Source organism: Hymenobacter antarcticus (genome assembly GCF_039539545.1).
Taxonomy (GTDB): Bacteria; Bacteroidota; Bacteroidia; order Cytophagales; family Hymenobacteraceae; genus Hymenobacter; species Hymenobacter antarcticus.
In genome coordinates this window covers 195461-218723 of the sequence record NZ_BAABDI010000002.1, presented here as the reverse complement: position 1 = coordinate 218723, position 23263 = coordinate 195461, and the positions used below count along the sequence as shown (strand labels likewise).

General features: G+C 59.1%; 22 protein-coding genes. 13 read left to right on the top strand and 9 right to left on the bottom strand.

Annotated elements, in window-relative coordinates; genetic code table 11:
• Positions 1-19: 19 nt before the first annotated feature.
• From ABD819_RS02840 to lepA, 4 genes are all read right to left on the bottom strand, one after another.
• Entirely contained in the window at positions 20-1996 is a 1977-nt protein-coding gene (locus ABD819_RS02840) for an OmpA family protein (protein WP_345120753.1), read from the bottom strand.
• An 8-nt stretch (positions 1997-2004) separates the two neighbouring features.
• Entirely contained in the window at positions 2005-2586 is a 582-nt protein-coding gene (locus tag ABD819_RS02835; RefSeq protein WP_345120751.1) for a 7-carboxy-7-deazaguanine synthase QueE, read from the bottom strand.
• Between the two features lie 203 nt (positions 2587-2789).
• On the bottom strand, positions 2790-3683 hold the full coding sequence (locus ABD819_RS02830; protein WP_345120968.1) for a bifunctional 5,10-methylenetetrahydrofolate dehydrogenase/5,10-methenyltetrahydrofolate cyclohydrolase: 894 nt from the start codon (positions 3681-3683) through the stop codon (positions 2790-2792).
• A gap of 198 nt (positions 3684-3881) precedes the next feature.
• Positions 3882-5669 (bottom strand): translation elongation factor 4, encoded by a 1788-nt coding sequence (gene lepA / locus ABD819_RS02825; RefSeq protein WP_345120749.1) that lies wholly within the window; start codon positions 5667-5669, stop codon positions 3882-3884.
• 143 nt (positions 5670-5812) lie between these two features.
• Between lepA and ABD819_RS02820 the strand changes: the two genes are divergently transcribed.
• The 8 genes from ABD819_RS02820 (at position 5813) to ABD819_RS02785 (ending at position 14148) form a co-directional block, all read left to right on the top strand.
• On the top strand, positions 5813-6667 hold the full coding sequence (locus ABD819_RS02820) for a hypothetical protein (protein ID WP_345120747.1): 855 nt from the start codon (positions 5813-5815) through the stop codon (positions 6665-6667).
• Between the two features lie 263 nt (positions 6668-6930).
• Positions 6931-7338: a GlcG/HbpS family heme-binding protein gene (locus ABD819_RS02815; RefSeq protein ID WP_345120745.1), complete on the top strand. Its 408-nt coding sequence runs from the start codon at positions 6931-6933 to the stop codon at positions 7336-7338.
• A gap of 17 nt (positions 7339-7355) precedes the next feature.
• Entirely contained in the window at positions 7356-7682 is a 327-nt protein-coding gene (locus ABD819_RS02810) for an MDR/zinc-dependent alcohol dehydrogenase-like family protein (RefSeq protein WP_425553908.1), read from the top strand.
• Between the two features lie 310 nt (positions 7683-7992).
• Positions 7993-8157, top strand: coding sequence for a hypothetical protein (locus ABD819_RS02805; protein WP_345120744.1), 165 nt, complete (start codon positions 7993-7995; stop codon positions 8155-8157).
• 80 nt (positions 8158-8237) lie between these two features.
• Positions 8238-8582, top strand: a complete 345-nt coding sequence (locus ABD819_RS02800) for an SMI1/KNR4 family protein (RefSeq protein ID WP_345120742.1) — start codon at positions 8238-8240, stop codon at positions 8580-8582.
• A gap of 107 nt (positions 8583-8689) precedes the next feature.
• On the top strand, positions 8690-12109 hold the full coding sequence (locus ABD819_RS02795) for a methylmalonyl-CoA mutase family protein (RefSeq protein WP_345120740.1): 3420 nt from the start codon (positions 8690-8692) through the stop codon (positions 12107-12109).
• Between the two features lie 45 nt (positions 12110-12154).
• Complete coding sequence (locus ABD819_RS02790) at positions 12155-12820, top strand: hypothetical protein (RefSeq protein WP_345120738.1); 666 nt, start codon at positions 12155-12157, stop codon at positions 12818-12820.
• Positions 12821-13107: 287 nt separating this feature from the next.
• On the top strand, positions 13108-14148 hold the full coding sequence (locus ABD819_RS02785; protein WP_345120736.1) for a Fic family protein: 1041 nt from the start codon (positions 13108-13110) through the stop codon (positions 14146-14148).
• A gap of 68 nt (positions 14149-14216) precedes the next feature.
• On the opposite strand, the gene ABD819_RS02780 is transcribed toward ABD819_RS02785, so the two are convergent.
• The 5 genes from ABD819_RS02780 to ABD819_RS02760 all read right to left on the bottom strand — a co-directional run bounded on the left by ABD819_RS02780 (position 14217) and on the right by ABD819_RS02760 (position 18798).
• Positions 14217-14663 carry a helix-turn-helix domain-containing protein gene (locus ABD819_RS02780; protein WP_345120734.1) on the bottom strand — a complete coding sequence of 149 codons (447 nt, stop codon included), beginning with the start codon at positions 14661-14663 and terminating at the stop codon, positions 14217-14219.
• Between the two features lie 8 nt (positions 14664-14671).
• Complete coding sequence (locus ABD819_RS02775) at positions 14672-15004, bottom strand: type II toxin-antitoxin system HigB family toxin (protein ID WP_345120732.1); 333 nt, start codon at positions 15002-15004, stop codon at positions 14672-14674.
• 175 nt (positions 15005-15179) lie between these two features.
• Positions 15180-16151 (bottom strand): YecA family protein, encoded by a 972-nt coding sequence (locus tag ABD819_RS02770; protein ID WP_345120730.1) that lies wholly within the window; start codon positions 16149-16151, stop codon positions 15180-15182.
• 249 nt (positions 16152-16400) lie between these two features.
• Complete coding sequence (locus ABD819_RS02765; protein WP_345120728.1) at positions 16401-17372, bottom strand: SEC-C metal-binding domain-containing protein; 972 nt, start codon at positions 17370-17372, stop codon at positions 16401-16403.
• A gap of 451 nt (positions 17373-17823) precedes the next feature.
• On the bottom strand, positions 17824-18798 hold the full coding sequence (locus ABD819_RS02760) for a YecA family protein (protein ID WP_345120726.1): 975 nt from the start codon (positions 18796-18798) through the stop codon (positions 17824-17826).
• Between the two features lie 536 nt (positions 18799-19334).
• Between ABD819_RS02760 and ABD819_RS02755 the strand changes: the two genes are divergently transcribed.
• From ABD819_RS02755 to ABD819_RS02735, 5 genes are all read left to right on the top strand, one after another.
• Entirely contained in the window at positions 19335-19961 is a 627-nt protein-coding gene (locus ABD819_RS02755) for a CatA-like O-acetyltransferase (protein ID WP_345120724.1), read from the top strand.
• Positions 19962-20294: 333 nt separating this feature from the next.
• Entirely contained in the window at positions 20295-21164 is an 870-nt protein-coding gene (locus tag ABD819_RS02750) for an aldo/keto reductase (RefSeq protein WP_345120722.1), read from the top strand.
• A gap of 138 nt (positions 21165-21302) precedes the next feature.
• A complete protein-coding gene (locus tag ABD819_RS02745; protein ID WP_345120720.1) occupies positions 21303-22370 on the top strand; it encodes an OmpA family protein in 1068 nt (355 codons plus the stop codon).
• 61 nt (positions 22371-22431) lie between these two features.
• Positions 22432-23007 (top strand): pseudouridine synthase, encoded by a 576-nt coding sequence (locus ABD819_RS02740; protein ID WP_345120718.1) that lies wholly within the window; start codon positions 22432-22434, stop codon positions 23005-23007.
• 93 nt (positions 23008-23100) lie between these two features.
• The gene (locus tag ABD819_RS02735) at positions 23101-23235 is read left to right on the top strand and encodes a hypothetical protein (protein WP_345120716.1); all 135 of its coding nucleotides are present in this window, start codon (positions 23101-23103) and stop codon (positions 23233-23235) included.
• Positions 23236-23263 lie beyond the last annotated feature (28 nt).

The window sequence follows — 23263 nt, the reverse complement described above, 5'->3', positions numbered from 1 at the left end:
CATCCTGATTTAGCCCCGACTAAAGAATATGCAGCTCGATGCGACGATTCAGCCGGCGGTGTGTCTCGGTATCATTGGCCGCCAATGGGTGGCCCTCGCCGTAGCCTTTAGAGCGTAGCCGCGTCATGGAAATACCGTGGCCCGACAGATATTCCACCACCGACTGCGCCCGGCGCTGCGACAGCTGAATGTTAGTCTCGGGCGAGCCCACGTTATCAGTGTAGCCGGATACCTCAATCTGCACGTCGCGGTATTGCCGCAGAAACTCAATCAGCCGGTTCAGCTCCGTCCGGGACTGAGGCTTCAGGTCGTACTTATTGGTGTCGAAAAACAGGTTATTCAGCACTACGCTACGGCCCGAGCGCACAGGCTCCAAATAGATGTCCAGCGCCTGTGGGTTGAAGGTATGCAGGTCGGAATAGTCGAAGCTGAGGCTTTTGAGCAGGTATTTATCGGCCGCCGCGTACATGGCGTAGTGATGGCCTTCGTTGAGCACCACCGTGTAGTCGCCGTATTCGGGGTCGGACGTCACAAACTGGGTCAGCACATCCGTATCAAGGTCATAGAGCTTCACTTCAGCCTTGAGGGGCTTTTTCGTGTTCGCGTCGAATACCCGGCCCTGGGTGTAAGTGCTGGTTTCGCGGGCGCGCACCGGCGGCGGCACGGCAAAGCCGAAGAGCTCGACGGGGCGCTCCCGGGCCAGGCGGTAGCCACCGGGCGGCTCCTCACTGGCCTGGCTCCGCGAGCAGAAGCCCCGCTGGTTATCGGAGGTGATGAAAAGTGACGCCTCGTTTTCAAAGGTGTTGAGGGGATAGCCCAGGTTATGGGGCATGCTCCAGCTGCCATTGCCCGCTTTCTCACAGCGAAAAACGTCCAGCCCGCCCATGCCCACCAGGCCATCGGTCACGTAGTACAGCGTGGTACCGCTGGCGTGGATGAACGGGGCCATGTCCTTGCCCACCGTATTCACGGGCTTACCCAGATTTTGGGCCGGGCTCCAGTTACCATCGGGCTGAAGGTTGGTCACGTAAATGTCTTCCTGCCCCTGGCCGCCCCGCCGTGTCGAGGTGAAGTAGAGCGTCCGCCCATCGGCCGAGAGCGACGGCTGGGAGTCCCACTCCGTAGAATTCACGTTGAGGCCCAGATTGACCGGGACGCTCCAGTTGTTACCGGTGCGCCGCGAAATGTACAAGTCGCAGTTGCCGACGGCTTTAGGCCGGTCGCAGGAAGCAAAGACCAGCGTTTTACCGTCGCCCGAAATCGAGCCGGCCCCTTCATTATAGCTGGAGTTGATAGTAGGCGAAATAGGCACGGGCTCGCCCATAGAGCCATCCTTATTCTGCCGGCTGATGTAGAGGTCTTCCCCGCTGCTGGCGGCTGGTCGTCCCGTGAAGAGCAGGAAGCGGTTATCCGCCGTCAGGGCCGGGAAATATTGGAACTTGAAGCTGTTCATCGGTGCGGGCAGCGCCACCGGGGCCTCGCCGATGGGATGCTTCAGGGCCTCAAGGGCAAACTCGCAGGTGAGCAGCTGCCGCTGCGACTTGGCGAGGTTCTTCTGCGCTTTGGGCGCAACTTTCATCAGCTGCTTGTAGGCATCAAGCGCCGTCTGGTAGTCGCCGTAGCTCAGGGCCAAATCACCAAGCAGCTGGTATTCAGACGCGTGAATAGCATCAACCGGCACCTTGGCCAAGCCGTCGCGGTAGGCCGCGAGGGACCCGCGGTTGTCGCCCATTGCCTTCAGCAGGGAGCCCTTCAGCAGGAAGGCTTCGCCAAACGAAGGGAACTTCTGGTTGAGTTGGGTCAGGGTTTCCACCGCTTTGATGAAATCCCGCTCCTTGGTTTGTTGCTGGGCCTTCTCCAGAAGGCTGCGCGCCTTGGTGTTGGTGGGCATCTGCACTTTGGGGGGGAGTTGGCTCCAGGCCGTTTCGGCGGAAACCAGCCCCAGCAGACACATCATTCCGAGGCGCACTGCCCCCAACACTGAAATGCGACGCATAGGAAAGGCTACGGAATGTCTAGATATTTGTGAGTCTGAAGCGACACCTGCCAGCGCGGATGCTGCTTCACATACTCCACCAGCTCGGGAGTCATCCGGGCGGCCCGGCTCCACTCGGGCTGCAAGTATAACCGGGTGGTGGCAGGCACCAGGGCGGCATGCTCTTCGGCCCATGCAAAATCATGGCCATTAAACACGACCACCTTGAGCTCGTGCGCGGCAGCGAGCACCCCGGGCAGCGGAGCTTTGAATTTTTTGGGCGACAGGCACACCCAATCCCAGGTGCCCGACAGCGGATGGGCACCCGACGTTTCGAGCCAGGTTCGGCAGCCAGCCGCCTTAAGTACCGCCGTAAGCGGGCCCAAGTCATGCATCAGGGGCTCGCCGCCGGTAATAACGACATCGCGGCCGGGGTGAGCCAGCACGGCCTCAACCAGCTGCGCCACGGACTGGCGCGGATGGGCGTCGGCATCCCAGGACTCCTTCACATCGCACCACACGCAGCCCACATCGCAACCACCCAACCGGATAAAATAAGCAGCCCGCCCGGCATTATATCCCTCGCCCTGAATCGTATAGAACTGCTCCATGACGGGCAGTAGCATACCTGCTTCGGCCTCGAGGCCATCACCAAAAGGTGCAATAGTATCTAAAGAAAGTAAACTCACTGGTATCAAACTAAAACTGGCCTTAATAACCGCATCACCAACAACGACGATGCGTGGACACACCGTTCCCATCGTCGGACTTTAAAAGTACGTCGTGGTAGTAGGTTAACCAAATATTCCAAAAATCAGCTAGCGGTGCGCGGGTAAATTTCGCCGGTGGCCGCCCGCAGGGTATTGAGCAGGAGCATGGCGATGGTCATGGGGCCCACCCCGCCCGGTACCGGCGTGATAGCCGAGGCCAACGGGGCTACTTCGGCAAAGTTCACATCGCCCTTCAGGGTATAGCCGCTCTTCTTGCTGGGGTCCGGCACGCGGGTGGTACCCACGTCAATCACGACCGCACCGGGCCGCACCATGTCGGCGGTCACGAACTCGGGCCGGCCAATGGCGGCCACCACAATATCAGCCGTGCGGCAGATTTCGGCCAGGTTTTCAGTTCGCGAATGACATAAAGTAACGGTGCAATTCGCATTATCCAAGTTCTTGGCTAGCAGTATACTAACGGGTGTACCAACAATATTGGAGCGGCCAATCACGACGGCATGCTTGCCACTGGTTTTGATGCCCTGCCGGCTCAACAGCTCCACAATGCCGGAGGGCGTGGCGGGCAGCAAGGCGGGCAAGCCGGCTACCATCCGGCCAATATTCATGGGGTGAAATCCGTCGACATCCTTCTCCGGCCGGATGGCTTCGATGACCTTTTCGGGGTTGATGTGAGCCGGCAGCGGAAGCTGCACGATGAAGCCGTCAATCTCCGGGTCGCGGTTCAGCTCGTCCACTTTGGCCAGCAAGGCAGCTTCGGTAATGTCGTCTTCGTAGCGCAGCAGCGTGGACCGGAACCCGACCCGCTCGCAGGCCAGCACCTTATTGCGCACGTAGGTTTCGGAGCCGCCGTCGTGGCCAACCAGAATGGCGGCCAGGTGCGGAATTTTCTCGCCCCGGGCTAGTATGCCAGCAACGGCCGCCGCAATTTCACGTTTTATGTCTTCAGCGGTCTGCTTACCGTCGATGAGATTGATGGTGGTGGTTTGATTCATAGGTGGGTTGTTATCTTGAGCACGGCGAAGGGCCTGGGCACGCCTTGCGCCGCGTGGGTTAATAAATCTAACGAAGGCAGCCCTAGTAAGGTGCTTCCCCCGCTGATGCCGCCTTTTGGTCAGTCAGCGTAACAGAAACTGTTAATAAAAAAAAGCGGCCCGAAAGCCGCTCTTTTCAAATCAATCAATTTTCAAAACTGCCAGGAAGGCTTCTTGCGGAATTTCGACGGAGCCCACGGAGCGCATCCGCTTCTTGCCTTCTTTCTGCTTTTCGAGCAGCTTGCGTTTCCGGCTGATATCGCCGCCGTAGCACTTCGCGATTACGTTTTTGCGCAGGGCTTTCACGGTTTCGCGGGCGATAATTTTCTGCCCGATAGACGCCTGAATGGCAATATCGAACATCTGGCGGGGCAACAGCTCGCGGAGCTTTTCGCAGAGGCGCTTGCCCCACTCGTAGCTCTTGGAGCGGTGCACGATGGCGGACAGGGCGTCGACCTTTTCGCCGTTCAGCATCACATCGAGCTTCACCATGTCGGCTTCGCGGAAGCCAATCAGCTCGTAGTCGAGCGAGGCGTAGCCGCGGCTGATGGTTTTGAGCTTGTCGAAGAAGTCGAACACGATTTCGGACAGCGGCAGCTCAAACGTCATTTCCACCCGCTCGGAAGTGAGGTAGGACTGGCCCTTGATGATGCCCCGCTTGTCCATGCACAGCGTGATGATGGGCCCCACGTACTCCGAGGCCGTGATAATCTGCGCTTTGATGAAGGGCTCTTCGATGAGCTTAATCAGGTTCGGCTCCGGCATTTCGGAGGGCGCGTTGATGGTCAGCAGCTGGTCTTTGGTGCCGATGGCGTGAAACTGCACGCTGGGCACGGTAGTGATAACCGTCATGTTGAACTCGCGCTCGAGGCGCTCCTGCACGATTTCCATGTGCAGCATGCCCAGGAAGCCGCAGCGGAAGCCGAAGCCCAGCGCCACCGACGTTTCGGGCTCCCACACCAGCGAGGCATCGTTGAGCTGCAGCTTCTCCATGCTGGAGCGCAGCTCTTCGTACTCGGTGGTTTCGACGGGATAAATACCGGCGAAAACCATGGGCTTCACATCGGCAAAACCCTGGATGGCCTCGGCCGTGGGCCGGTTTACGTGGGTGATGGTGTCGCCCACTTTCACCTCGCGGGCTTCTTTGATGCCCGAGATGAGGTAGCCCACGTTGCCGGCGCCCATTTCCTGGCGGGGCTCCTGGTTCAGGCCCAGGATGCCGATTTCATCGGCTCCGTACTCTTTGCCCGTGGCCATGAATTTCACCTTGTCGCCCTTGCGCATGGTGCCGTTCTTGATGCGAAACAGGACTTCGATGCCCCGGTAGGAGTTGAAGACCGAGTCGAAAATCAGGGCCTGCAACGGCGCTTCCGGGTCGCCTTTCGGGGCCGGAATACGGTCGCAGATGGCGTTGAGAATGGCTTCGATGCCGATGCCGGTTTTGCCCGAGGCATGAAGAATATCGCCGGGCTCGCAGCCGATGAGGTCCACGATTTCGTCGGTCACTTCCTCCGGCATGGCGTGCGGGAGGTCGATTTTGTTGAGGACCGGAATAATTTCCAAATCGGCCCCGATGGCGAGGTAGAGGTTGGAAATCGTCTGGGCTTCGATACCCTGCGAGGCATCCACAATCAGCAGGGCGCCTTCGCAGGCGGCAATACTGCGGCTTACTTCGTAGCTAAAATCGACGTGGCCGGGCGTGTCAATCAGGTTCAGCGTGTAGATTTCCCCTTTGTAGGGATACTGCATCTGAATGGCGTGGCTCTTGATGGTGATGCCGCGCTCGCGCTCCAGGTCCATATTGTCGAGCAGCTGGGCCTGCATGTCGCGCTTGGCCACGGTGCTGGTAAATTCCAGCAGGCGGTCGGCCAGGGTGCTTTTCCCGTGGTCGATGTGGGCAATGATGCAAAAGTTGCGGATATTCTTCACAGAGGGCGGTTTTTCAGTCCGCGAAGGTACGAACTATCGGTTGCAAAAGCCAGAAAGGCCTGGTTGGGTTTCGCCAAATGCCGCGCCCGGCAATTCGCCGTAGCTGCTTAGTTTTGTTGGTTCCTGATTAACCAAATACGCCTATGCAACCGGAAACAACTACGCTGCCCCAAAACACCTTCGAAAACGACCGCGGCAAGTTCCTGATTTCGGCCCTGAATGGCACCGCGCTCTACGTGCTGGCCTACTACCTGGTGTGGGGCGTGCATCAGCTGGCCAAGCTGCAGGTTTCGCGCTTCTACCACTTGCGCGGCAGCTGGGACCCGAGCCGGATTGTGTATACGCTGAGCGACGGCGAATGGTGGCGCACGGCCGTGGTGGCCGCGCATGGCATTGGCCCGGTGGTATGCCTGGTGCTGGGTGCGGTCGCTTTCCGCTGGTACTGGCGGGGCGAGCGGGCCAGGCGGGGCAATTTTAAGCTGCTGCTGCTGTGGGTGGCTTTTCAGGCCTGCAACGCGGTGTTTGGGGCGCTGCTAGCCGACACCTTCATTCAGGCAGGCTCCTGGTACGTGCCCGAGTGGCTCTTCCAGCTCGGCAACGTGATGAACGTGACCCTGGCCCTGCTGGCGGGGATGGCGCAGCTCGCGCTGGGCTATTTTGGGGCCATTGCCTTTTTGCAGGCCCACGACTCTAAAACCGTGATGCGCTACGCCAACCGGCAGCTGATGGTGGTAAGTACCCTGATTGTGCCGTGGCTGGTAGGCGGCGCATTCATCGCCCTGACCAAAATTCACTACATCACCATGCAGGAATTCCTGCACCTGGCGATGATGGGCTTGCTGGTAACCCCGCTGGCCCTGGGCTGCCTCAACGAAGTATTTTCGACCACGGTGCGCAAGCCCCAGCCCACGCAAATAGCCTGGGGCCTGGTGGCGCTGGCGGTACTGGTGGCCATTGCCTGGCGAGTGGTCCTGAGTCCACCGGTGAGTTTCGGGTAAAGCCAGCGGCAATCTGCCGCGCTTCCCATGCTCAGCGCCAACAGGGAAAATCGTTTCATCAATATTCCCGATGCGCACTGGTAACAGTTGGCATAAAAATACCCTGGCTGACCCGTCAGGGTATTTTTATGCCCGGTGGGGCCGAGCATACTATCATCGCAATGTTGGTCCGGTATTATCGCAAACTGCTACTCAGGCCCAACAAACCCCTTGGGAAAGGAGTATTTCGGGAACAACAAATCTCACTCATTTTCCAGATTCATATGGGAATTACCCTCGAACATGCCCAGGCCGCTATCCAGGCCGCACACCAGAAAGCGCTTGAAATGGGCGTAAAAATGAATATTGCCGTGGTAGATGCCGGTGCCAACCTGGTGGCGTTTGCCCGTATGGACGGTGCCTGGCTCGGCTCGCTCGATATCTCCATCAAAAAGGCCAAAACGGCGCGCTTCTTCGACATGCCCACGGGTGCCATCGGCGGCCTTTCGCAGCCCGGCGGTTCGCTCTTCGGCATTGAGCATTCGAACGGCGGCCTTATTTCCTTCCCGGGCGGCATCCCCATTAAGGACGGCCACGGCCAGGTTGTCGGGGCCATTGGCGTGTCGGGCAGCAGCGTGGAAAACGACCACGCCGTGGCCGAAGCCGGCCAGCAGGCCATCGAAGGCAAGTAAGCGGCCCCGACCTGTACGTGACGGCCGACCCCGGTGCCGAGGACAAAGCAGCGAAAACCGGCAACCTGTCCATCAGCTTCGGCCTCGGCTGGGCCAAGAGCCACTCCTTCCACACCGGCCAGACGCCCGTGATGAGCTACAACCGCCAGCTCATGCAGGCTATTCTGTACGACAAGGTGCAAATTGCCAAAGCCGTGAACGTGGAGGTAATCAGCCTCGACGATGCTCTTAAAGGCTATGCGGAGTTTGATAAAGGCGTGGCGAAGAAATTCGTGATTAACCCGCACAACCTGATTCCGGACGTGAAGAAGGCCAAATCCGGGAAAGAAACGACGGCCGCTTAGGCATCTGCCGAACCTTGAGCAACAGCCGGGCTGCCAGGGAGGCGGTCCGGCTGTGTAGCGTCAGGACCTATTTTACCCTAGTTACTGTCACTAAGCTTTAGCTGTAACTTGCTGCCGTAAGTAGGCCGAAGGAATTAGTTTGACTTATCAGCACGTCATGCTGAGCGAAGTCGAAGCATCTCTACCGCTTCGCTGAACGGACCTGATGAAGCGGTAGAGATGCTTCGACTACGCGGACGCCAGATAGGCATGACGTTCTTTTTTATTGCAAAGTAGTTTTCACGACCTACTTATACATTCCCGATTTGCCATGGACCCGCTCTTTGCCGACGAACCCCTGGTGTTGGACGACCCTTACATGAGCCGCATGAGCGAGGAGGAGTTTTTCGACTTCTGCCAGCAGCACCGCAAATGGCGCATTGAGCGCAACGCGCAGCACGAAATTCGGATTGTGACTAATGGTGCAGGGGTTTGAGCGGGAGCTTTCGGGGGAGGAAGTGCTGGTGGGGTTTGTACTGGATTTGCGAAAGCTGCGGTGATTGTTTCTTACTTCTTATGATTCCACAGTATCAACAGGACTTTTTAGACACGCTTGATTTTGCGCTTCCACAGGAATACCTGGCCTATTTATTTACTGCTGAAAGCACTTATGAATTCGGTGGTGCTTATTTGATTGAAGCGGATGAATTGCTGCAATTTAACGTCACTCGTGAAGCAGATGAGTTTTATCCCGGCTATTTGCTAATCGGCTCAGACGGTGGCGGTGAGGCTTTTGCCATTAATAAAGCTGCTGGTAAATTTGTCTTGACACCATTTATTGGGCATGATGAAGAGACGACGATTGTAGTGGGCCGAACGTGGCAGGAGTTTCTGGACTACCTGCAATCGGAATACTACTAGCCAATTCCCAGACCCGCCCCGGCCACACCGCCGGGGCGTTTTTCGTACCTTCGCGCACATTTTCACCCTTATGGTCGCGGACTACAAAGTCCGCGCTACTTCTTAATATGCACCCCGCTCCCACCGCGCCTTACAAACCGAAGAACCACGTTCGCATCGTCACCGCCGCCGCTTTGTTCGACGGGCACGACGCGGCTATTAATATCATGCGCCGCATCATTCAGAGTAGCGGCGCGGAGGTGATTCACCTCGGGCACAACCGCTCGGCGCAGGAAATCGTGGATTGCGCCATTCAGGAAGATGCCCAGGCCATTGCCATTACCAGCTACCAGGGCGGGCACAACGAGTACTTCAAGTACATCTTCGACCTGCTGAAGGAGCGCGGCGCGGGCCACATCAAAATCTTCGGCGGCGGCGGCGGCGTGATTCTGCCCACGGAGATTGCCGACTTACAAGCGTATGGAATTACCCGCATCTACTCGCCCGATGATGGACGGGCGATGGGCTTGCAGGGCATGATTAATAACCTACTGGAGCAGGCGGACTTCCCAACGGGCCAGAACCTGAACGGTGAGGCTGGCCACGTCAAGGAGAAAGACGCGCGCAGCATTGGCCGCTTGATTTCGGCGGCGGAGAACTTCCCAGAGGAATTTGAGCGGGTTAAAGGCCAGCTGGTTTCCGATTTTCAGTTGGAGGAGAAAAGCCAGAACCAGGCACTAAGCACCAGGCACCAGGCACCAATTCTGGGCATCACGGGCACGGGCGGCGCGGGCAAATCCAGCCTCGTGGATGAGCTGGTGCGGCGCTTTTTGATGGACTTCCCGGAAAAGACCATCGCCATTATCTCCGTGGACCCCAGTAAGCGCAAGACCGGCGGGGCGCTGCTCGGCGACCGGATTCGGATGAATGCCATCAATTCGCCCCGCGTGTACATGCGCAGCCTGGCCACCCGCCAGAGCAACCTCGCGCTGAGCCGCTACGTGCAGGATGCCGTGGACGTGGTGAAGGCCGCCAACTATGACTTGATTATTCTCGAAACCTCCGGCATCGGCCAGTCCGATACCGAAATCATCGAGCACTCCGACGCCAGCCTCTACGTGATGACGCCCGAGTACGGCGCGGCCACGCAGCTGGAGAAAATCGACATGCTCGATTTCGCGGATGTGATTGCGCTGAACAAGTTCGACAAGCGCGGGGCGCTGGATGCGCTGCGCGACGTGCGCAAGCAGTACCAGCGCAACCACGGCCTCTGGGACACGCCCACGGACCAGATGCCAGTGTTCGGCACGATAGCATCCCAGTTCAACGACCCCGGCATGAACCGGCTGTACCGGGCGGTGCTCAAGATGCTGGAAACCAAGACCGGCGCCATTTTCGCCTCGCACCTGGAAACCAGCACGTCGGATTCGGAGAAGATTTACATCATCCCGCCGCACCGCACGCGCTACCTCTCGGAGATTGCCGAAAGCAACCGCGCCTACGACCAGCGCGTGCGCGAGCAGGCCAACATTGCCGAGGTGGCCGGGGCGTTTGCGAAGCTGGAGGAGCACTACCGCGCCGATAAAAAGAGTCCGGAAGGCACGGTGGAGGAGTTCGAGAAGAACAAGCAAACCCAGCTGCGCCGGCTCGACGCCGACAGCCAGGCCATTCTGGAAAACTGGGAAAGCACCCTGCAAAACTACCGCGACCCGGAGTACGTGTACTCGGTGCGGGGCAAGGAAATCCGGGTGCAGACGCATACCAAGTCGCTGTCGGGCAATATGATACCGAAAGTGTCGGTGCCGCGCTACACGGGTTGGGGCGACCGGCTGCGCTGGGCCATGCAGGAGAACTTCCCCGGCGAATTTCCCTACACGGCGGGCGTATTCCCTTTCAAGCGCGAGGGCGAAGACCCTACCCGCATGTTTGCCGGCGAAGGCGGGCCGGAACGGACCAACCGCCGCTTCCACTACGTGAGCATGGGCCTGCCGGCCAAGCGCCTGAGCACGGCCTTCGACTCTGTGACGCTGTACGGCGAGGACCCCGACCACCGGCCCGACATCTATGGTAAAATCGGCAACGCGGGCGTGAGCATCGCCTGCCTCGACGATGCCAAGAAGCTGTACTCGGGCTTCAATCTGGCCAACCCCAGCACGTCGGTTTCGATGACCATTAACGGTCCGGCGGCTACGCTGGCGGCGTTTTTCATGAATGCGGCCATCGACCAGCAGTGCGAGTTTTACATTCAGGAAAACGGCCTGGAGGCGGAAACGGATGCCAAAATCGATGCCATTTACGCGGCATTGGGCCAGCCCCGCCCCCGCTACCAGGGCGAATTGCCGGCCGGCAACGACGGCCTGGGCCTGCGCCTGCTGGGCGTGACCGGCGACCAGGTGCTACCCGCCGAGGTGTACGCCACCATCAAAGCCCGCACGCTGACGCAGGTGCGCGGCACCGTGCAGGCCGATATTCTCAAGGAAGACCAGGCCCAGAACACCTGCATTTTCAGCACCGAATTTGCGCTGCGCCTGATGGGCGACGTGCAGCAGTACTTCATCACGGAGAAGGTGCGGAATTTCTACTCCGTCTCGATTTCGGGCTACCACATCGCCGAGGCCGGGGCCAACCCCATCACCCAGCTGGCCCTGACGCTGAGCAACGGCTTCACGTTCGTAGAATACTACGTGAGCCGGGGCATGAGCGTGAACGACTTCGCGCCGAACCTGAGCTTCTTCTTCTCCAACGGCATCGACCCCGAGTATGCCGTGATTGGGCGGGTGGCGCGCCGCATCTGGGCCAAGGCCATGAAGCTGAAGTACGGCGCCGATGCCCGCAGCCAGATGCTGAAATACCACATTCAGACTTCGGGCCGCAGCCTGCACGCCCAGGAAATCGACTTCAATGACATCCGCACCACGCTGCAGGCGCTGTACGCCATCTACGACAACTGCAACAGCCTGCATACCAACGCCTACGACGAGGCCATCACCACACCCACCGAGGAGTCGGTGCGCCGGGCCATGGCCATTCAGCTCATCATCAACCGCGAGCTGGGGCTGGCCAAGAACGAAAACCCGCTGCAAGGCTCCTTCATCATCGAGGAGCTGACCGAGCTGGTGGAAGAGGCGGTGTTGCTCGAATTCGACCGCATCACGGAGCGCGGCGGCGTGCTCGGGGCCATGGAAACCATGTACCAGCGCGGCAAAATTCAGGAGGAAAGCATGCACTACGAGATGCTGAAGCACACCGGCGAGTACCCCATTATCGGCGTGAATACTTTCCTCTCGTCCAAAGGCTCGCCCACGGTGGTGCCGGCCGAAGTCATCCGCGCCACGGAGGAGGAAAAGCAGTACCAAATCGACATGCTCACCCTGCTGCACCAGCGCAACGCCGCCCAAGTTCCGGCGCGGCTCAAGCAGCTCCAGCAAATCGCCGTGGCCAACGGGAACCTGTTTGACGAGCTGATGGAAACGGTGAAATTCTGCTCACTGGGGCAGATTACGAACGCGCTGTTTGAGGTCGGCGGGCAGTACCGGCGGAATATGTAATAAATATCATTTCATTACTTAATGACTCTTTAGAAACTGTGTCCTATGCTTTTCATCTTTCTGTTATTCTACATAATACAGTTAGTTTACGTTTCTAATTTAGCTAAATCGAAAGGGCACTCCTACTGGGATGGATTGTTTGTAGGCGCAATATTCCCTTTCCTATCGATAATTATCGTAGCACTATTTGAGAAGAAAGAAGTTTATGGCAAAAAATTTGTCGTAAACAACAAAGTAAAGATGGTGCCCATCAACTTTACTTATATGGAGACAAACTCCGGTTTGTCGTATGTAATTGAAGAACTGAAGCTGCGTAAAGACAAATGTTTTACCGTCACATTTACGAAGCCACAAAACCTTGTTGATTGGGAATGGACAATTCGACGGTGCGCTTTAATGACAAAGCTTTTGTTGATTCTTCATAAGCAAATGCCAAAGAGCATAAGCGAGTTTAGCATAGTTTATAACAGCCGGATTTGGGGCTCTATGAACGAAGTAAGTATTCGTCATGACCATCTTAATTACAGATTTGTAATTGATACAACAATCGCGTTTTATTCGCCAGGAGGTATTAACCCATCAACCAATTTGTACACTGAAGCTCAAAATTTGATGAGTAAATTGCTGCAACAAATGACCGATGAGTTTCCTAAAAACCATCAAAGCAATATTTTGGATATTTACTACTCAATTCAAAAGGACAATTCTTAGCAGTATTATTATCGTGAATTAAAACCACTCTACAGTCCCAACCTCTTGGGGTAGAATGATAGATGCAATTGAAAACTGACAACGAAGGTCAGTCGTGCGTTTCCCCGCGTAAGTGGGAGCTTTTACAGCAGCTTCCCCGTCTCCCCAGCCACTTCAAGAGGCGGCGGGGGCACTTGGGGCGGGCAGGTGCTTGGGCTCGCTTGAAGTGGCAGCTTGCAATCGTATCAGCATTGGATATAATCGTATCAAATCGTATCACGGGTTGATGGCGCCTGTTATCTTTGGGGATGGCTGAGCAAGTGCACACCGTTGAAATAACTCTGGATTGGGCCTTGTTGGGCACGCTGAGCAAGCTTGACCGGTTCGATGCCCGCTGGGCGGCCATTGAGCGGCGCGAAGGGCAGACGCTGAAGCAGCTGAAAGCTATTGCCACGGTGCGGAGCGTAGGGGCCTCTACCCGCATCGAAGGCTCGCGGATGAGCGACGAGGAGGTTGAAGTGCTGCTGCGCAACACAGACATCACCAAGCTCGAAGACCGGGATTCGCAGGAAGTAGTGGGCTATTTCCAGGTGCTGGATTTAATTTCGGAATCCTACGCCGACATCGACATCTCGGAAAACAGCATCAAAGGGCTGCATAACCAATTACTCCGTTTCAGCCGCAAGGACGACTGGCACCGGGGCAACTACAAGCAGCACAGCAACGCCGTGGAAGCCACCCTGCCCAATGGCACGAAGCAGCTGATTTTTCAAACCACGCCCCCCGGCATTGCCACCGAAGACGCCATGCGCGGGCTGCTGGCCTGGTACCACACCGACGAGGCGACGCACCCGCTGGTGCAGTGCGCGCTGTTTTGCTACGACTTTGTGAGCATCCACCCGTTTCAGGACGGCAACGGGCGGCTGAGCCGGCTGCTGGCTACGCTGCTGCTCCTGCGCCACGGCTACGTCTGGATTCAGTACGTGAGCCTGGAGCACGAAATCGAGAGCCGGAAAACGAACTACTACCGCGAATTGCAAAAATGCCAGGCGCAACGGCCGGGCGAGAACATCTCGTCGTGGCTGGCTTTCTTTTTTGATGCGTTGCTGAAGGTGCAGCAGCAATTATTACAGAAACTGACCGCGCACGAAACCGATACGCAGACCTCACCCCGCGAAAAAGCCGTCTTGGCATTTGTCGGCAACTATCCGGGCTGCAAATCGGGCCAAATAGCCGAGAAACTCGCTATCCCCTCTCCAACGGTGAAGCGTATCCTAGCTGGGTTGCTGACGCAACAGCGCATCAGGAAGGAAGGTAAAGGTCCGGCAACGATTTACTACTTGGGCTAACTTCAAGCAGCTTCTCCCGCCTCTTATGCCACTCCAAGAGGCGGCGGGGGCGCTCGGGGCGGGCGCGCTTAGGCAGCCGCCTTTGTTCCGCCTTGGTGCACCAGCCGCGCGTTGCGTGGCAGCGTTGCGGCGGGGGCGGCCAATTCGTAAGGCCGGTTAAACGCTTCATGTGAAACCTGGAAGTAGCTGGCGAGGCGGCGGATTACTTCTTTCGACAAGCCCCGGCGGCGGTTGAGGATGTCGGATACCGCGCCTTTGCTCAGGCCCAGGGCGGCTACCAAGTCCTTGGCCAGCAATTGGCGGGCGGCCATCAGGGAGCACAGCAACTCGATGGGGTCGGCATCGGGCAGGGTGGCGTGGGCGTGGTCCCAGGTTTCGATGAGCAGCGTGAGCAGGTCAATTTCCTCCTGAATGGCAACTAAGGGAGCTGGAAGGGTCACGAGTTTCTCAAGTTGCGAGCAGTAAGCTTGGTACTGCTGGGCATCTTTGATGACGGTATATTTTAGGGTTTCCATAATCCGTATTAGTAAAGGGTAACGGTGTACTGCCGGTTCTTAGCGCAAAGTTTATCGTATTCGGCGTGGGTGCCGAGCCAGCAGATGAACAGGTGAACCTGGTGCTGGCCGAATGAATAACTGGCAATGAGCCGGTAATTATTCCCACCAATGTCAAACACCACGCGGTTGCTGCCATTGCCCAGCAAATCGGCCGCGCCGAAGGTTTGCTGAATGTCGGCGGGTGTGTTCCAGTCGGCGTATTTCACGGCGGTTAGCCACAGCGCGAATGAGCTGCGGCTGCGGGCATGTTGGGCCGTGTAGTCTTCAACTGTCTGCCGTTTGATGAGGTGGACTTTCATAATTGTTACGCCAAAAATAGTATAAAAGTTCGCATAATGCGAACTTTTAGATTCTACCGGCTCCCCCGCCACTCCAAGAGGCGGTGGGGGCGCTTGGGGGCGCGGGGGAACAACCCCGGATGGTGGGCACGAATTACGGCTTCGCCTAAACCCGCGCCAGTTCGGCTACCCGCTCCTACCCACAGCACTTCTTGTACTTCTGGCCGCTGCCGCAGGGGCAAGGGTCGTTGCGGCCGATTTTGGCGAGCACCGGGCGGGGCGGGGCGGCGATGGCGCGCCAGTACGCGGCGTTTTTCACTTCCTGCTGGGCCCGGCGCAGGGCAATGGCGGCCGCGTCGGGCTGAGAGGACGAATAATTATCGGGATTGTCGCGCTGCTGCTGGTAACGGATGAAGATGTCGGCGGGGTTGGGCCACAACGGACGCGCCCGGTCAAAGTTGATTTTACCCGCCCCGCCGGCCATTCTTTCATCGACCAGGCCCAGGTGGTGCAGTTCCCGCACCTCGGGTTCCAGTTCGCGCAGGCCGGGCTCCTGCACATCGTACAGCATGCTCCCCAGAAAATTTTCCAGCGCGTAGCCGTGGCTCCCCGTATCGGTCGGAAAAAGCTGCGCCGCCTGGTCGGCGTGCGTGATGATATGGCGCAGGAAGCGCTGCAAAAACGCACTGATGGCGGGCCGTAGTTCGGGCTGCTGCCTGGCTAGCCGGGCGATGGCTTCGGAAGCCACCAGCCGGTACTGGAGCAGCATTTCCTCATCTTCGAGCATGGCCAGCAGCTCGGGCAGGCGCGTTTGGCCGGCGCGGGCCAGCAGGTTCGGCACGTCCTCAAACAAATCATCCCCAAACCAGAACTCGATGGTTGGCGAGTCGAGGCGTAATATACTGAGATACACGTCGAAGGCTTCGGGGGCTTGCAGGTCGTGCAACAGGTAGAGGGCGTGGAAGAAATGGTAATTATCCAGCCAGTCGTCGCTCTTAAAGTCTTCGTAGAGAAAACTATCCATCGTATCGCTGATTATTTTCAGCAGCTCGGGCACGGCCGTTTCCGGTCCCAGCGCCAGTATCTCGCGCAGTACCGCATCATCAATAAAATAATCATGCTCAAAAAGCTGCTCGAATACCGGGTGCGTAAACGTGGGCCGAATCATCAGTGAAATTGGTTTGGGTGAATGGTGGCCGCTATGATGCGGCAGCAAATATCCGTTCGGCCGGGCAAACGAAAAAAAGCGGCCGGCAACGGGCAGGGTAGCAGCCGGTTGCTGCGGGGGCTGCTGCCGGCTCCTCAGCCACGGCAAGCGGCGGCGGGGGCACCTGGGGACGGGCGAGGGAATAACCCTCCGAATAGAGAGCACACGTTACGACTTCGCCTAAACTTGCACCAGCTCGGCTACCCGCTCCTACCCGTGGCACTTCTTGTACTTCTGGCCGCTGCCGCAGGGGCAAGGGTCGTTGCGGCCGATTTTGGTTTGCACCGGCCGGAGCGGCTGGGTAGCAATGGCGCGCCGGCGCCGGGCGTATTCCGCCTTCTGCTCGGCCCGGCGCCGGGCAAGGCCCGCCGCGTCGGGGTGAAACGGGGAGTAGTTGTCGGGGCGCGCGCGCAGCTCCTGGTAGCGGGTAAAGATGTCGGGGGAAGACCGCAGCGGACGATTCCGGTCGAAGGTAATTTTGTCGGCCCCGCCGGCGATGCGCTCATCCACCAGGTCCAGGCGGTGCAGCTCCCGCATCTCCGGCTCCAGCTCGCGCAGGCCCGCTTCCTGCAAATCGGCCAGCAGGAAGCCCAGATAATCTCCTACGTCGTAGTGATACACGCCACTATCCGACGGGAAAAGCTGCGCCGCCTGGTCGGCGTGCGCGATGATGTAGCGCAGGTGCTGCTGCAAAAAGGCGCTGGTGGCCGGCCGCCATTCGGGCTGTTCCCTGACCAGCCGCGAAAGGGCCTCGCCGGCTACCAGCCGGTGCTGGAGCAGCATTTCCTGGTCTTCCAGCATGGCCAGCAGCTCGGGCAGGCGCGTTTGGCCGGCGCGGGCCAGCAGGCTCGGCACGTCCTCCATCAAGTCATCCCCAAACCAAAATTCGGTGCTTTCCGAATCGAGGCGCAGCAGGCGGCGGTACACGTCGAAGGCTTCGGGGGCTTGCAGGTCGTGCAGCAGGTAGAGGGCGTGGAAGAAATAGTAGGTGTCCCACCAATCCTGGGCGGGCTGGTCGTCGGCCTGGAAATTATCGAGCGTGCTATCGGTTATCTTCAGCAGCTCGGGCACGGCCGTTTCCGGCCCCAGCGCCAGGATTTCGCGCAGCACCGCATCATCGATAAAATAGTCCCGAGTATAGAGCTGCTCGAATACCGGGTGGGCAAAAGTGGGGCGGGTCATCAGAAAAATTGATTCGGAGAAAAGGGCGCGATACGGCAACCCAGGCAACTGATAATTGTGGCGGCTAATTTTAGGGACGCTTCCCTAAACGGATGCCAATACGCGTCAGTTTGGTTCCTTGCTGGCTGCACTTGCCTCTTCTGCCACTGCGGATGGCGGTAGGAGGTGCCTGGGACGAGCGGGATACGCTACAGCGGTTTCCAACTTGGTGTACAGTTTTCAAAGGAATTAAAAATGAAGAATTAAAAGTTAAAAAGCTGTCAGTCAATTTTTTAATTTTTAATTCTTCATTTTTAATTGTGTTCCGCAAAGCGGAAACTGCACTAGCCCGAACCGACCGACCCGGCGCGGGTTTAAGCGAAGACGTAGCTCGTGACTATTGTTGACGTGGAGGCTGCGCCTAAACCCGCCAGGTCAGTTCCGAAACGCTCCGGCCCGCCGCCCGCGCCCATTACGGCATGTGGCACTTCTTATATTTCTGGCCACTGCCGCAGGGGCACGGGTCGTTGCGGCCGATTTTGGACTGCACCGGCCGGGGCTGCTCGCGGGCCATGTCGCGCCGGATTTGGGCGTATTGCACCTCCTGCCGGGCCCGGCGCAGGACCATGCCGGCCGCGTCGGGATGAAAGGGCGAGTAGTTGTCGGGAAGGTTGCGCAGCTGCTGGTAGCGGGTGAAGATGTCGGGCGCAGGCAGCAGCGGATACTCCTCGTCGAAGTCGATATCGTCGGCCCCGCCGGATATGCTCTCATCGACCAGGCCCAGGCGGTGCAGCTCCCGCAGCTCGGGTTCCAGCTCGCGCAGGCCCGCCTGCTGCACATCGGCCAGCATCAGCCCCAGGTAATCCTCCAGCGCGTAGCCGTATACATCGGTATCGGCCGGGAAAAGCTGCGCCGCCTGGTCGGCGTGCGCGATGATATGGCGCAGGTAGCCCTGCAAAAACGCGCTGATGGCGGGCCGTAGCTCGGGCTGCAGTCTGGCCAGCCGCGCAAGGGCCTCGGAAACCACCAACCGGTGCTGAAACAGCATCTCCTGGTCTTCCAGCATCGCCAGTAGCTCGGGCAGGCGCGTCTGGCCGGCGCGGGCCAGCATATCCGGCACCTCCTCAAACAGCTCATCGCCGAACCAGAACTCGGTGCTTTCTGAGTCGAGGCGCAGCAGGCGGTGGCACACGTCCAGGGCTTCGGGGGCGTGCAGGTCGTGCAGCAGGTAGAGCGCGTGGAGGAAGTAGAAAGTCCCGAGCCAATCGGCCCCGTCGGGGTCGTCGTAACGGAAGGTATCCAGCGTGTCGTCGGTTATCTTCAGCAGCTCGGGCACGGCCGTTTCCGGCCCCAGGGCCAGTATCTCACGCAGCACCGCATCATCAATGAAGTAGTCACGGGTATAAAGCTGCTCGAATATGGGGTGGGCAAACGTGGGTCTGGTCATCAGAAAAGTCGGTTTGGGGAAAGAAGGGCAATGCCTTGGCGCGGCAGCCCCGGCAAATATCCGTTGCGGGAGCAAATATCGAAAAAGCTCCTCAAAATGTGGAGAAGAAGGCACCGTATGGCAGGCGCGGTGTGCGTTTAAGTAGTCGTTCAAAAGTAACCGTATTCGAGTCGGGCCTGCCGGTCTGACCGCCCTAGGCGGTCTGACCGGTTGAAGCACCAACGATTTCGGCCCAACGGCAACCGGTCAGACCGCCTAGGGCGGTCGGACCGGGGCATACGATTACTTATGCATGGGTGCTCTAGGCGAAGCCGCAACCTGGGACCAGTCCCGCGGGGAGGTAATAGCTCCACTGCCGCACAACGGCAATCTGGCGTAAGTCTTGGCCGATAAGCTGCGAGTAATTCTATTTCAGGGCAATGCCTCGCCCGGATGATTAGCGCAAGTCCCGGCTTTGCCCAAACTGGCTCTACTCATGTCAGTCGTACTGTATAACACTCCCCAACCCGGCAAGAATCTCCGACCTTTGCCGGTCTATGAAGCACCTTATTGACCTGGCCAGCTGGAACCGGCGCGAGCATTTTGCCTTCTTCTCCGCGTTTGAGGAGCCTTTTTTCGGTCTGGTGGCCACCGTTGACTGCACCCGCGCCCTGGCCGAGGCCAAGCGGCTCGGGGTTCCATTTTTTCTGTATTACCTGCACGCGGCCTTGCGGGCGGTGAACCAGGTGGAGGCCCTGCGCTACCGCATCGAGAACGGGCAGGTGTACTGCTACGACCGCATCCACGCCTCGGCCACCATTGGTCGGCCCGACCACACCTTCGGGTTTTCCTTTATCGAGCACCACGATGAGCTGGCGGCCTTCCTACCCACGGCCAACGCCGAAATCGCGGCCGTGCAGGCCAGCCCAGGCCTGCGCCTGAACGAGACCACCGGCCGGCCCGACGTTATCCACTTCTCAGCCCTGCCGTGGGTGCGTTTCACGGGCCTCACCCACGCCCGCAGCTTCGGGCACCCCGATAGCTGCCCCAAGATTTCGGTGGGCCAAACCTATCTGGAAGGCGCGGCTACCCTCATGCCGGTGTCCATCAATGCACACCACGGCTTGGCCGATGGCTACCATGTAGGACAGTTTCTAACGGCGTTTCAAGGGTTTTTGGGGTAGGCAGGAGGCGACTGCCTGGCCTTGGCTGCCCTTCCAGTAAAGGAGCAGGACGCCCCGGAAAGAACGTCATGCTGCATCACAGACAGAGCGAACGAGATGCATCGGCGGCGCGCAACATGAGCGCACAGCTATTTATGCTCGTGGTTTAAACTGCTGTTACGCAGTCTACTTGTTAAAGCGCCTCGGGGGATTTAGCGCGGACTTTGTAGTCCGCGAGTCTGCGCCACTACAACCACTAAACGGCGCAGACTCGCGGACTACAAAGTCCGCGCTACATGCTGCTGCGTAACAGCAGATTTAAAGTAGATGCGCTTTGCAAGCGACTACAGCTGCATGACCATCACCATCGCCCAACACGCCGCCCAGCCGCTCACCGTTTCGCGCCTCGGCTACGGCACCATGCGCCTCACCGGCCCCGAAATCTGGGGCGAGCCCGCCGACCGGCCCCAGGCCCTGGAAATCCTGAAAACCGCCGTGGCCAGCGGCGTGAATTTCATCGACACCGCCGACTACTACGGCGAAGACGTGACCAACCGGCTCATCGCCGAGGCCCTGTACCCCTACCCGACCGACCTGATAATCTGCACCAAAGTGGGTGCCACCCGCCGACCCGATAAAAGCTGGGTGCCCTTCAACACCCCCGAAAACCTGCGCGCCAGCATCGATAACAACCTGCGCACCCTGCGGCAGGGACAGGTGCAGCTGGTGCACCTGAGGCTGATGGGGCACGGCCCGGTGCCGCTCGATGAGCAGCTGGGAGCCATGTTCGAGATGCAGCGGGAAGGCAAAATCCAGCACGTGGGCCTGAGCAACGTGACCCGCGCCGAGTTGGAAGAAGGGCTGCAACTGGGCCCCATTGCCACCGTGGAAAACATGTACAGCTACGCCCAACGCACCACGATGGAGCTACCGCACGGCGCCAACCCCGGCGGCGAGGAAGTGCTGGACCTGTGCGAGCAGCATGGCATCCCGCTCATCCCCTTTTTCTCGCTGGTGCACGGCCTGCCCAACGCGGGCGATAAGCTGGCCGAAATCGCCCGGAAGCACAACGCCACCGAGGCGCAGCTCAACATTGCCTGGCTGCTGCACAAGTCCCCCTGGATACTGCCGATTCCGGGCACTTCATCGCTGGCGCATTTGCGCGAAAACCTGAAGGCCGCCGATATTAAGCTGAGCGCGGCGGATATGGCGTATCTGGGGTAGTGTGGGGCCTAATCAGTTGGAAATGAGCTCTAATTGAGCCAATAGACCGGTATGCGGCGCGTGGAATGACATGCCCAGCGTGGCGTTCCACGCGCCGCATACCGGTGTACTTCTGGAACGGTCGTTAATTTTGCCCGAATGAAACGCCGCTTTTGGTTTGGCATCGGCTTGCTGCTGCTCGCGGCCCCGGTGCGCGCCCAATCCCTGACGGGCCTATGGCAGGGAGTAGAAGCCGAAACCAGCGAGCCAGACTCCTATTGGCCGGCCGTGCTTCGGCTGCAACAGCGCAAGGGCACCAGCCTCTTTGGCGTGCTCTACCAGGAAGTAGGCGGGCAGCCGGGCATTTCGGTTACGTTCCAGATGCAGGGTACCCGCACGGCCAATGGCCTGCGCCTCGAACACCTGCAAAAGCTGAACGAAACCGGCCGCACGCCCTTCACCTTCTGGTGCGCCGGCTCCATCACCTTCACCTACGACGCGGCGCTGGAAAAGCTGAGCGGTCGCGCCACCTACCGCCCGGTGGGCGACTGCGACGTGGGCACGCTCACCTTCTACCGCATCAAGCTGAAATCGGCCGCTACGGTGCCGGCCGGCACCGCGAGCACGCTGCGCGTTTCGGGCCGCAACGTGCTCTGGTACGCCGATGCCGACCTGAAGAAGCGCGTAGCAACCGGCAATTCCTTCCGCACCACGCTCGGCAAAACCACCACCTTCTACCTCACGCAGGGCTACTACCCCACCAGCCAGAGCGCGGCGGTGCCCATCACCATCCGGGTGGCGGGCACCACCGCGGCCAGGCCGGCCGCTCCGGTTCCGGCCCGGGCACCTGCCCGGCCAGATACGCTGCGGCCGGTGCCGGGCCCCATCGTCATCGCGGCCACACCCGTGGGGCTGCCCACGGTGTTGTTTCGCCTGGGCACGCCCGAGCTGCTGCCGGAGGCCATTCCGGCCCTCGATGAGCTGGCCGCGGCCCTCAAAGCCCGACCCGCACTCAAGCTGCGCGTGGCCGGCCACACCGACGGCATCGGCGAACCCGAGAAAAACCAGGCCCTGTCCGAGCAGCGGGCCGAAGCGGTGAAGAACTATTTAGTCAGGGCCGGCATTGCCGCCGGGCGCATCAGCCCCAGCGGCTACGGCGATTCTCAGCCCCTTTATCCCTCGCCCGATGCCCGCAACCGGCGGGTCGAGGTTTCCGAAGCCCCGTAATGCCGCCAGCCTGCACCAGGCCGCTCGGGCCTGGCGCTCATCTCAACGCTATTCTTCCTTAATGTCCCATCGCCACTTCCTCATTCACAAGCCCTACGGCTGCCTCAGTCAGTTCACCAGCCAGTTTTCGGGCGAAGCGAAGAAGACCATGCTGGGCAAATTTCACGATTTCCCGGCCGGCACCATGTCCATTGGCCGGCTCGATGAGGACAGCGAAGGCCTGCTCCTGCTCACCACCGATGGCAAGGTGAGCGAGGCCATCCGGAGCAAGCACGTGGAAAAGGAATACTACGCCCAGGTAGATGGGCTGATGGACGAGGCGGCCCTGGCCCGGATGCGGGCGGGCGTCGAAATCGGGGTGCACAACGAGAAGTACCTCACCAGTCCCTGCCAGGCCTTTCGGCTCGACCCCGCCCCCGGCTTTGCCCCCCGCACCCGCAAAATTCGCGACGACCGGCACGGCCCCACCTCTTGGGTGTCCATCACGGTCACGGAGGGCAAGTTCCGGCAGGTGCGCAAGATGACGGCCGCCGTGGGCTTTCCTACGCTGCGGCTGGTGCGCGTGCGCGTGGGCAGCCACCTGCTGGGCGATTTGGCCCCCGGCGCGGTGGTGGAAGTGGCGAGTCTGGAAAGTTAAGTCTGGGTTAAATTATGCTGCATGCATAACACTTTCGACAAACTTTCGTATATTTGCATCAGAATTAACCACCAGGCTATTTCAAGTACCCATATGAAAAAGACCACTGCTTTCTCGCTTTCCTCGCTGCTGCTCCTGGGCGGTGTGAGCTACCTGGCTGCCAAACTGGCCGACCTGGACCTGACCTTCTTCTTCCACGGCGACGACGACCATCATCAGTACTGCTAACCGCTATATTATCGTTATCCAGCATCCT

Coding starts and splice junctions, on each gene's coding strand:
- ABD819_RS02840 (WP_345120753.1), bottom strand. CDS start 1,996: ATGCGTCGCATTTCAGTGTTGGGGGCAGTGCGCCTCGGAATGATGTGT.
- ABD819_RS02835 (WP_345120751.1), bottom strand. CDS start 2,586: ATGGAGCAGTTCTATACGATTCAGGGCGAGGGATATAATGCCGGGCGG.
- ABD819_RS02820 (WP_345120747.1), top strand. CDS start 5,813: ATGCAACCGGAAACAACTACGCTGCCCCAAAACACCTTCGAAAACGAC.
- ABD819_RS02815 (WP_345120745.1), top strand. CDS start 6,931: ATGGGAATTACCCTCGAACATGCCCAGGCCGCTATCCAGGCCGCACAC.
- ABD819_RS02805 (WP_345120744.1), top strand. CDS start 7,993: ATGGACCCGCTCTTTGCCGACGAACCCCTGGTGTTGGACGACCCTTAC.
- ABD819_RS02800 (WP_345120742.1), top strand. CDS start 8,238: ATGATTCCACAGTATCAACAGGACTTTTTAGACACGCTTGATTTTGCG.
- ABD819_RS02795 (WP_345120740.1), top strand. CDS start 8,690: ATGCACCCCGCTCCCACCGCGCCTTACAAACCGAAGAACCACGTTCGC.
- ABD819_RS02790 (WP_345120738.1), top strand. CDS start 12,155: ATGCTTTTCATCTTTCTGTTATTCTACATAATACAGTTAGTTTACGTT.
- ABD819_RS02785 (WP_345120736.1), top strand. CDS start 13,108: ATGGCTGAGCAAGTGCACACCGTTGAAATAACTCTGGATTGGGCCTTG.
- ABD819_RS02780 (WP_345120734.1), bottom strand. CDS start 14,663: ATGGAAACCCTAAAATATACCGTCATCAAAGATGCCCAGCAGTACCAA.
- ABD819_RS02775 (WP_345120732.1), bottom strand. CDS start 15,004: ATGAAAGTCCACCTCATCAAACGGCAGACAGTTGAAGACTACACGGCC.
- ABD819_RS02770 (WP_345120730.1), bottom strand. CDS start 16,151: ATGATTCGGCCCACGTTTACGCACCCGGTATTCGAGCAGCTTTTTGAG.
- ABD819_RS02765 (WP_345120728.1), bottom strand. CDS start 17,372: ATGACCCGCCCCACTTTTGCCCACCCGGTATTCGAGCAGCTCTATACT.
- ABD819_RS02760 (WP_345120726.1), bottom strand. CDS start 18,798: ATGACCAGACCCACGTTTGCCCACCCCATATTCGAGCAGCTTTATACC.
- ABD819_RS02755 (WP_345120724.1), top strand. CDS start 19,335: ATGAAGCACCTTATTGACCTGGCCAGCTGGAACCGGCGCGAGCATTTT.
- ABD819_RS02750 (WP_345120722.1), top strand. CDS start 20,295: ATGACCATCACCATCGCCCAACACGCCGCCCAGCCGCTCACCGTTTCG.
- ABD819_RS02745 (WP_345120720.1), top strand. CDS start 21,303: ATGAAACGCCGCTTTTGGTTTGGCATCGGCTTGCTGCTGCTCGCGGCC.
- ABD819_RS02740 (WP_345120718.1), top strand. CDS start 22,432: ATGTCCCATCGCCACTTCCTCATTCACAAGCCCTACGGCTGCCTCAGT.
- ABD819_RS02735 (WP_345120716.1), top strand. CDS start 23,101: ATGAAAAAGACCACTGCTTTCTCGCTTTCCTCGCTGCTGCTCCTGGGC.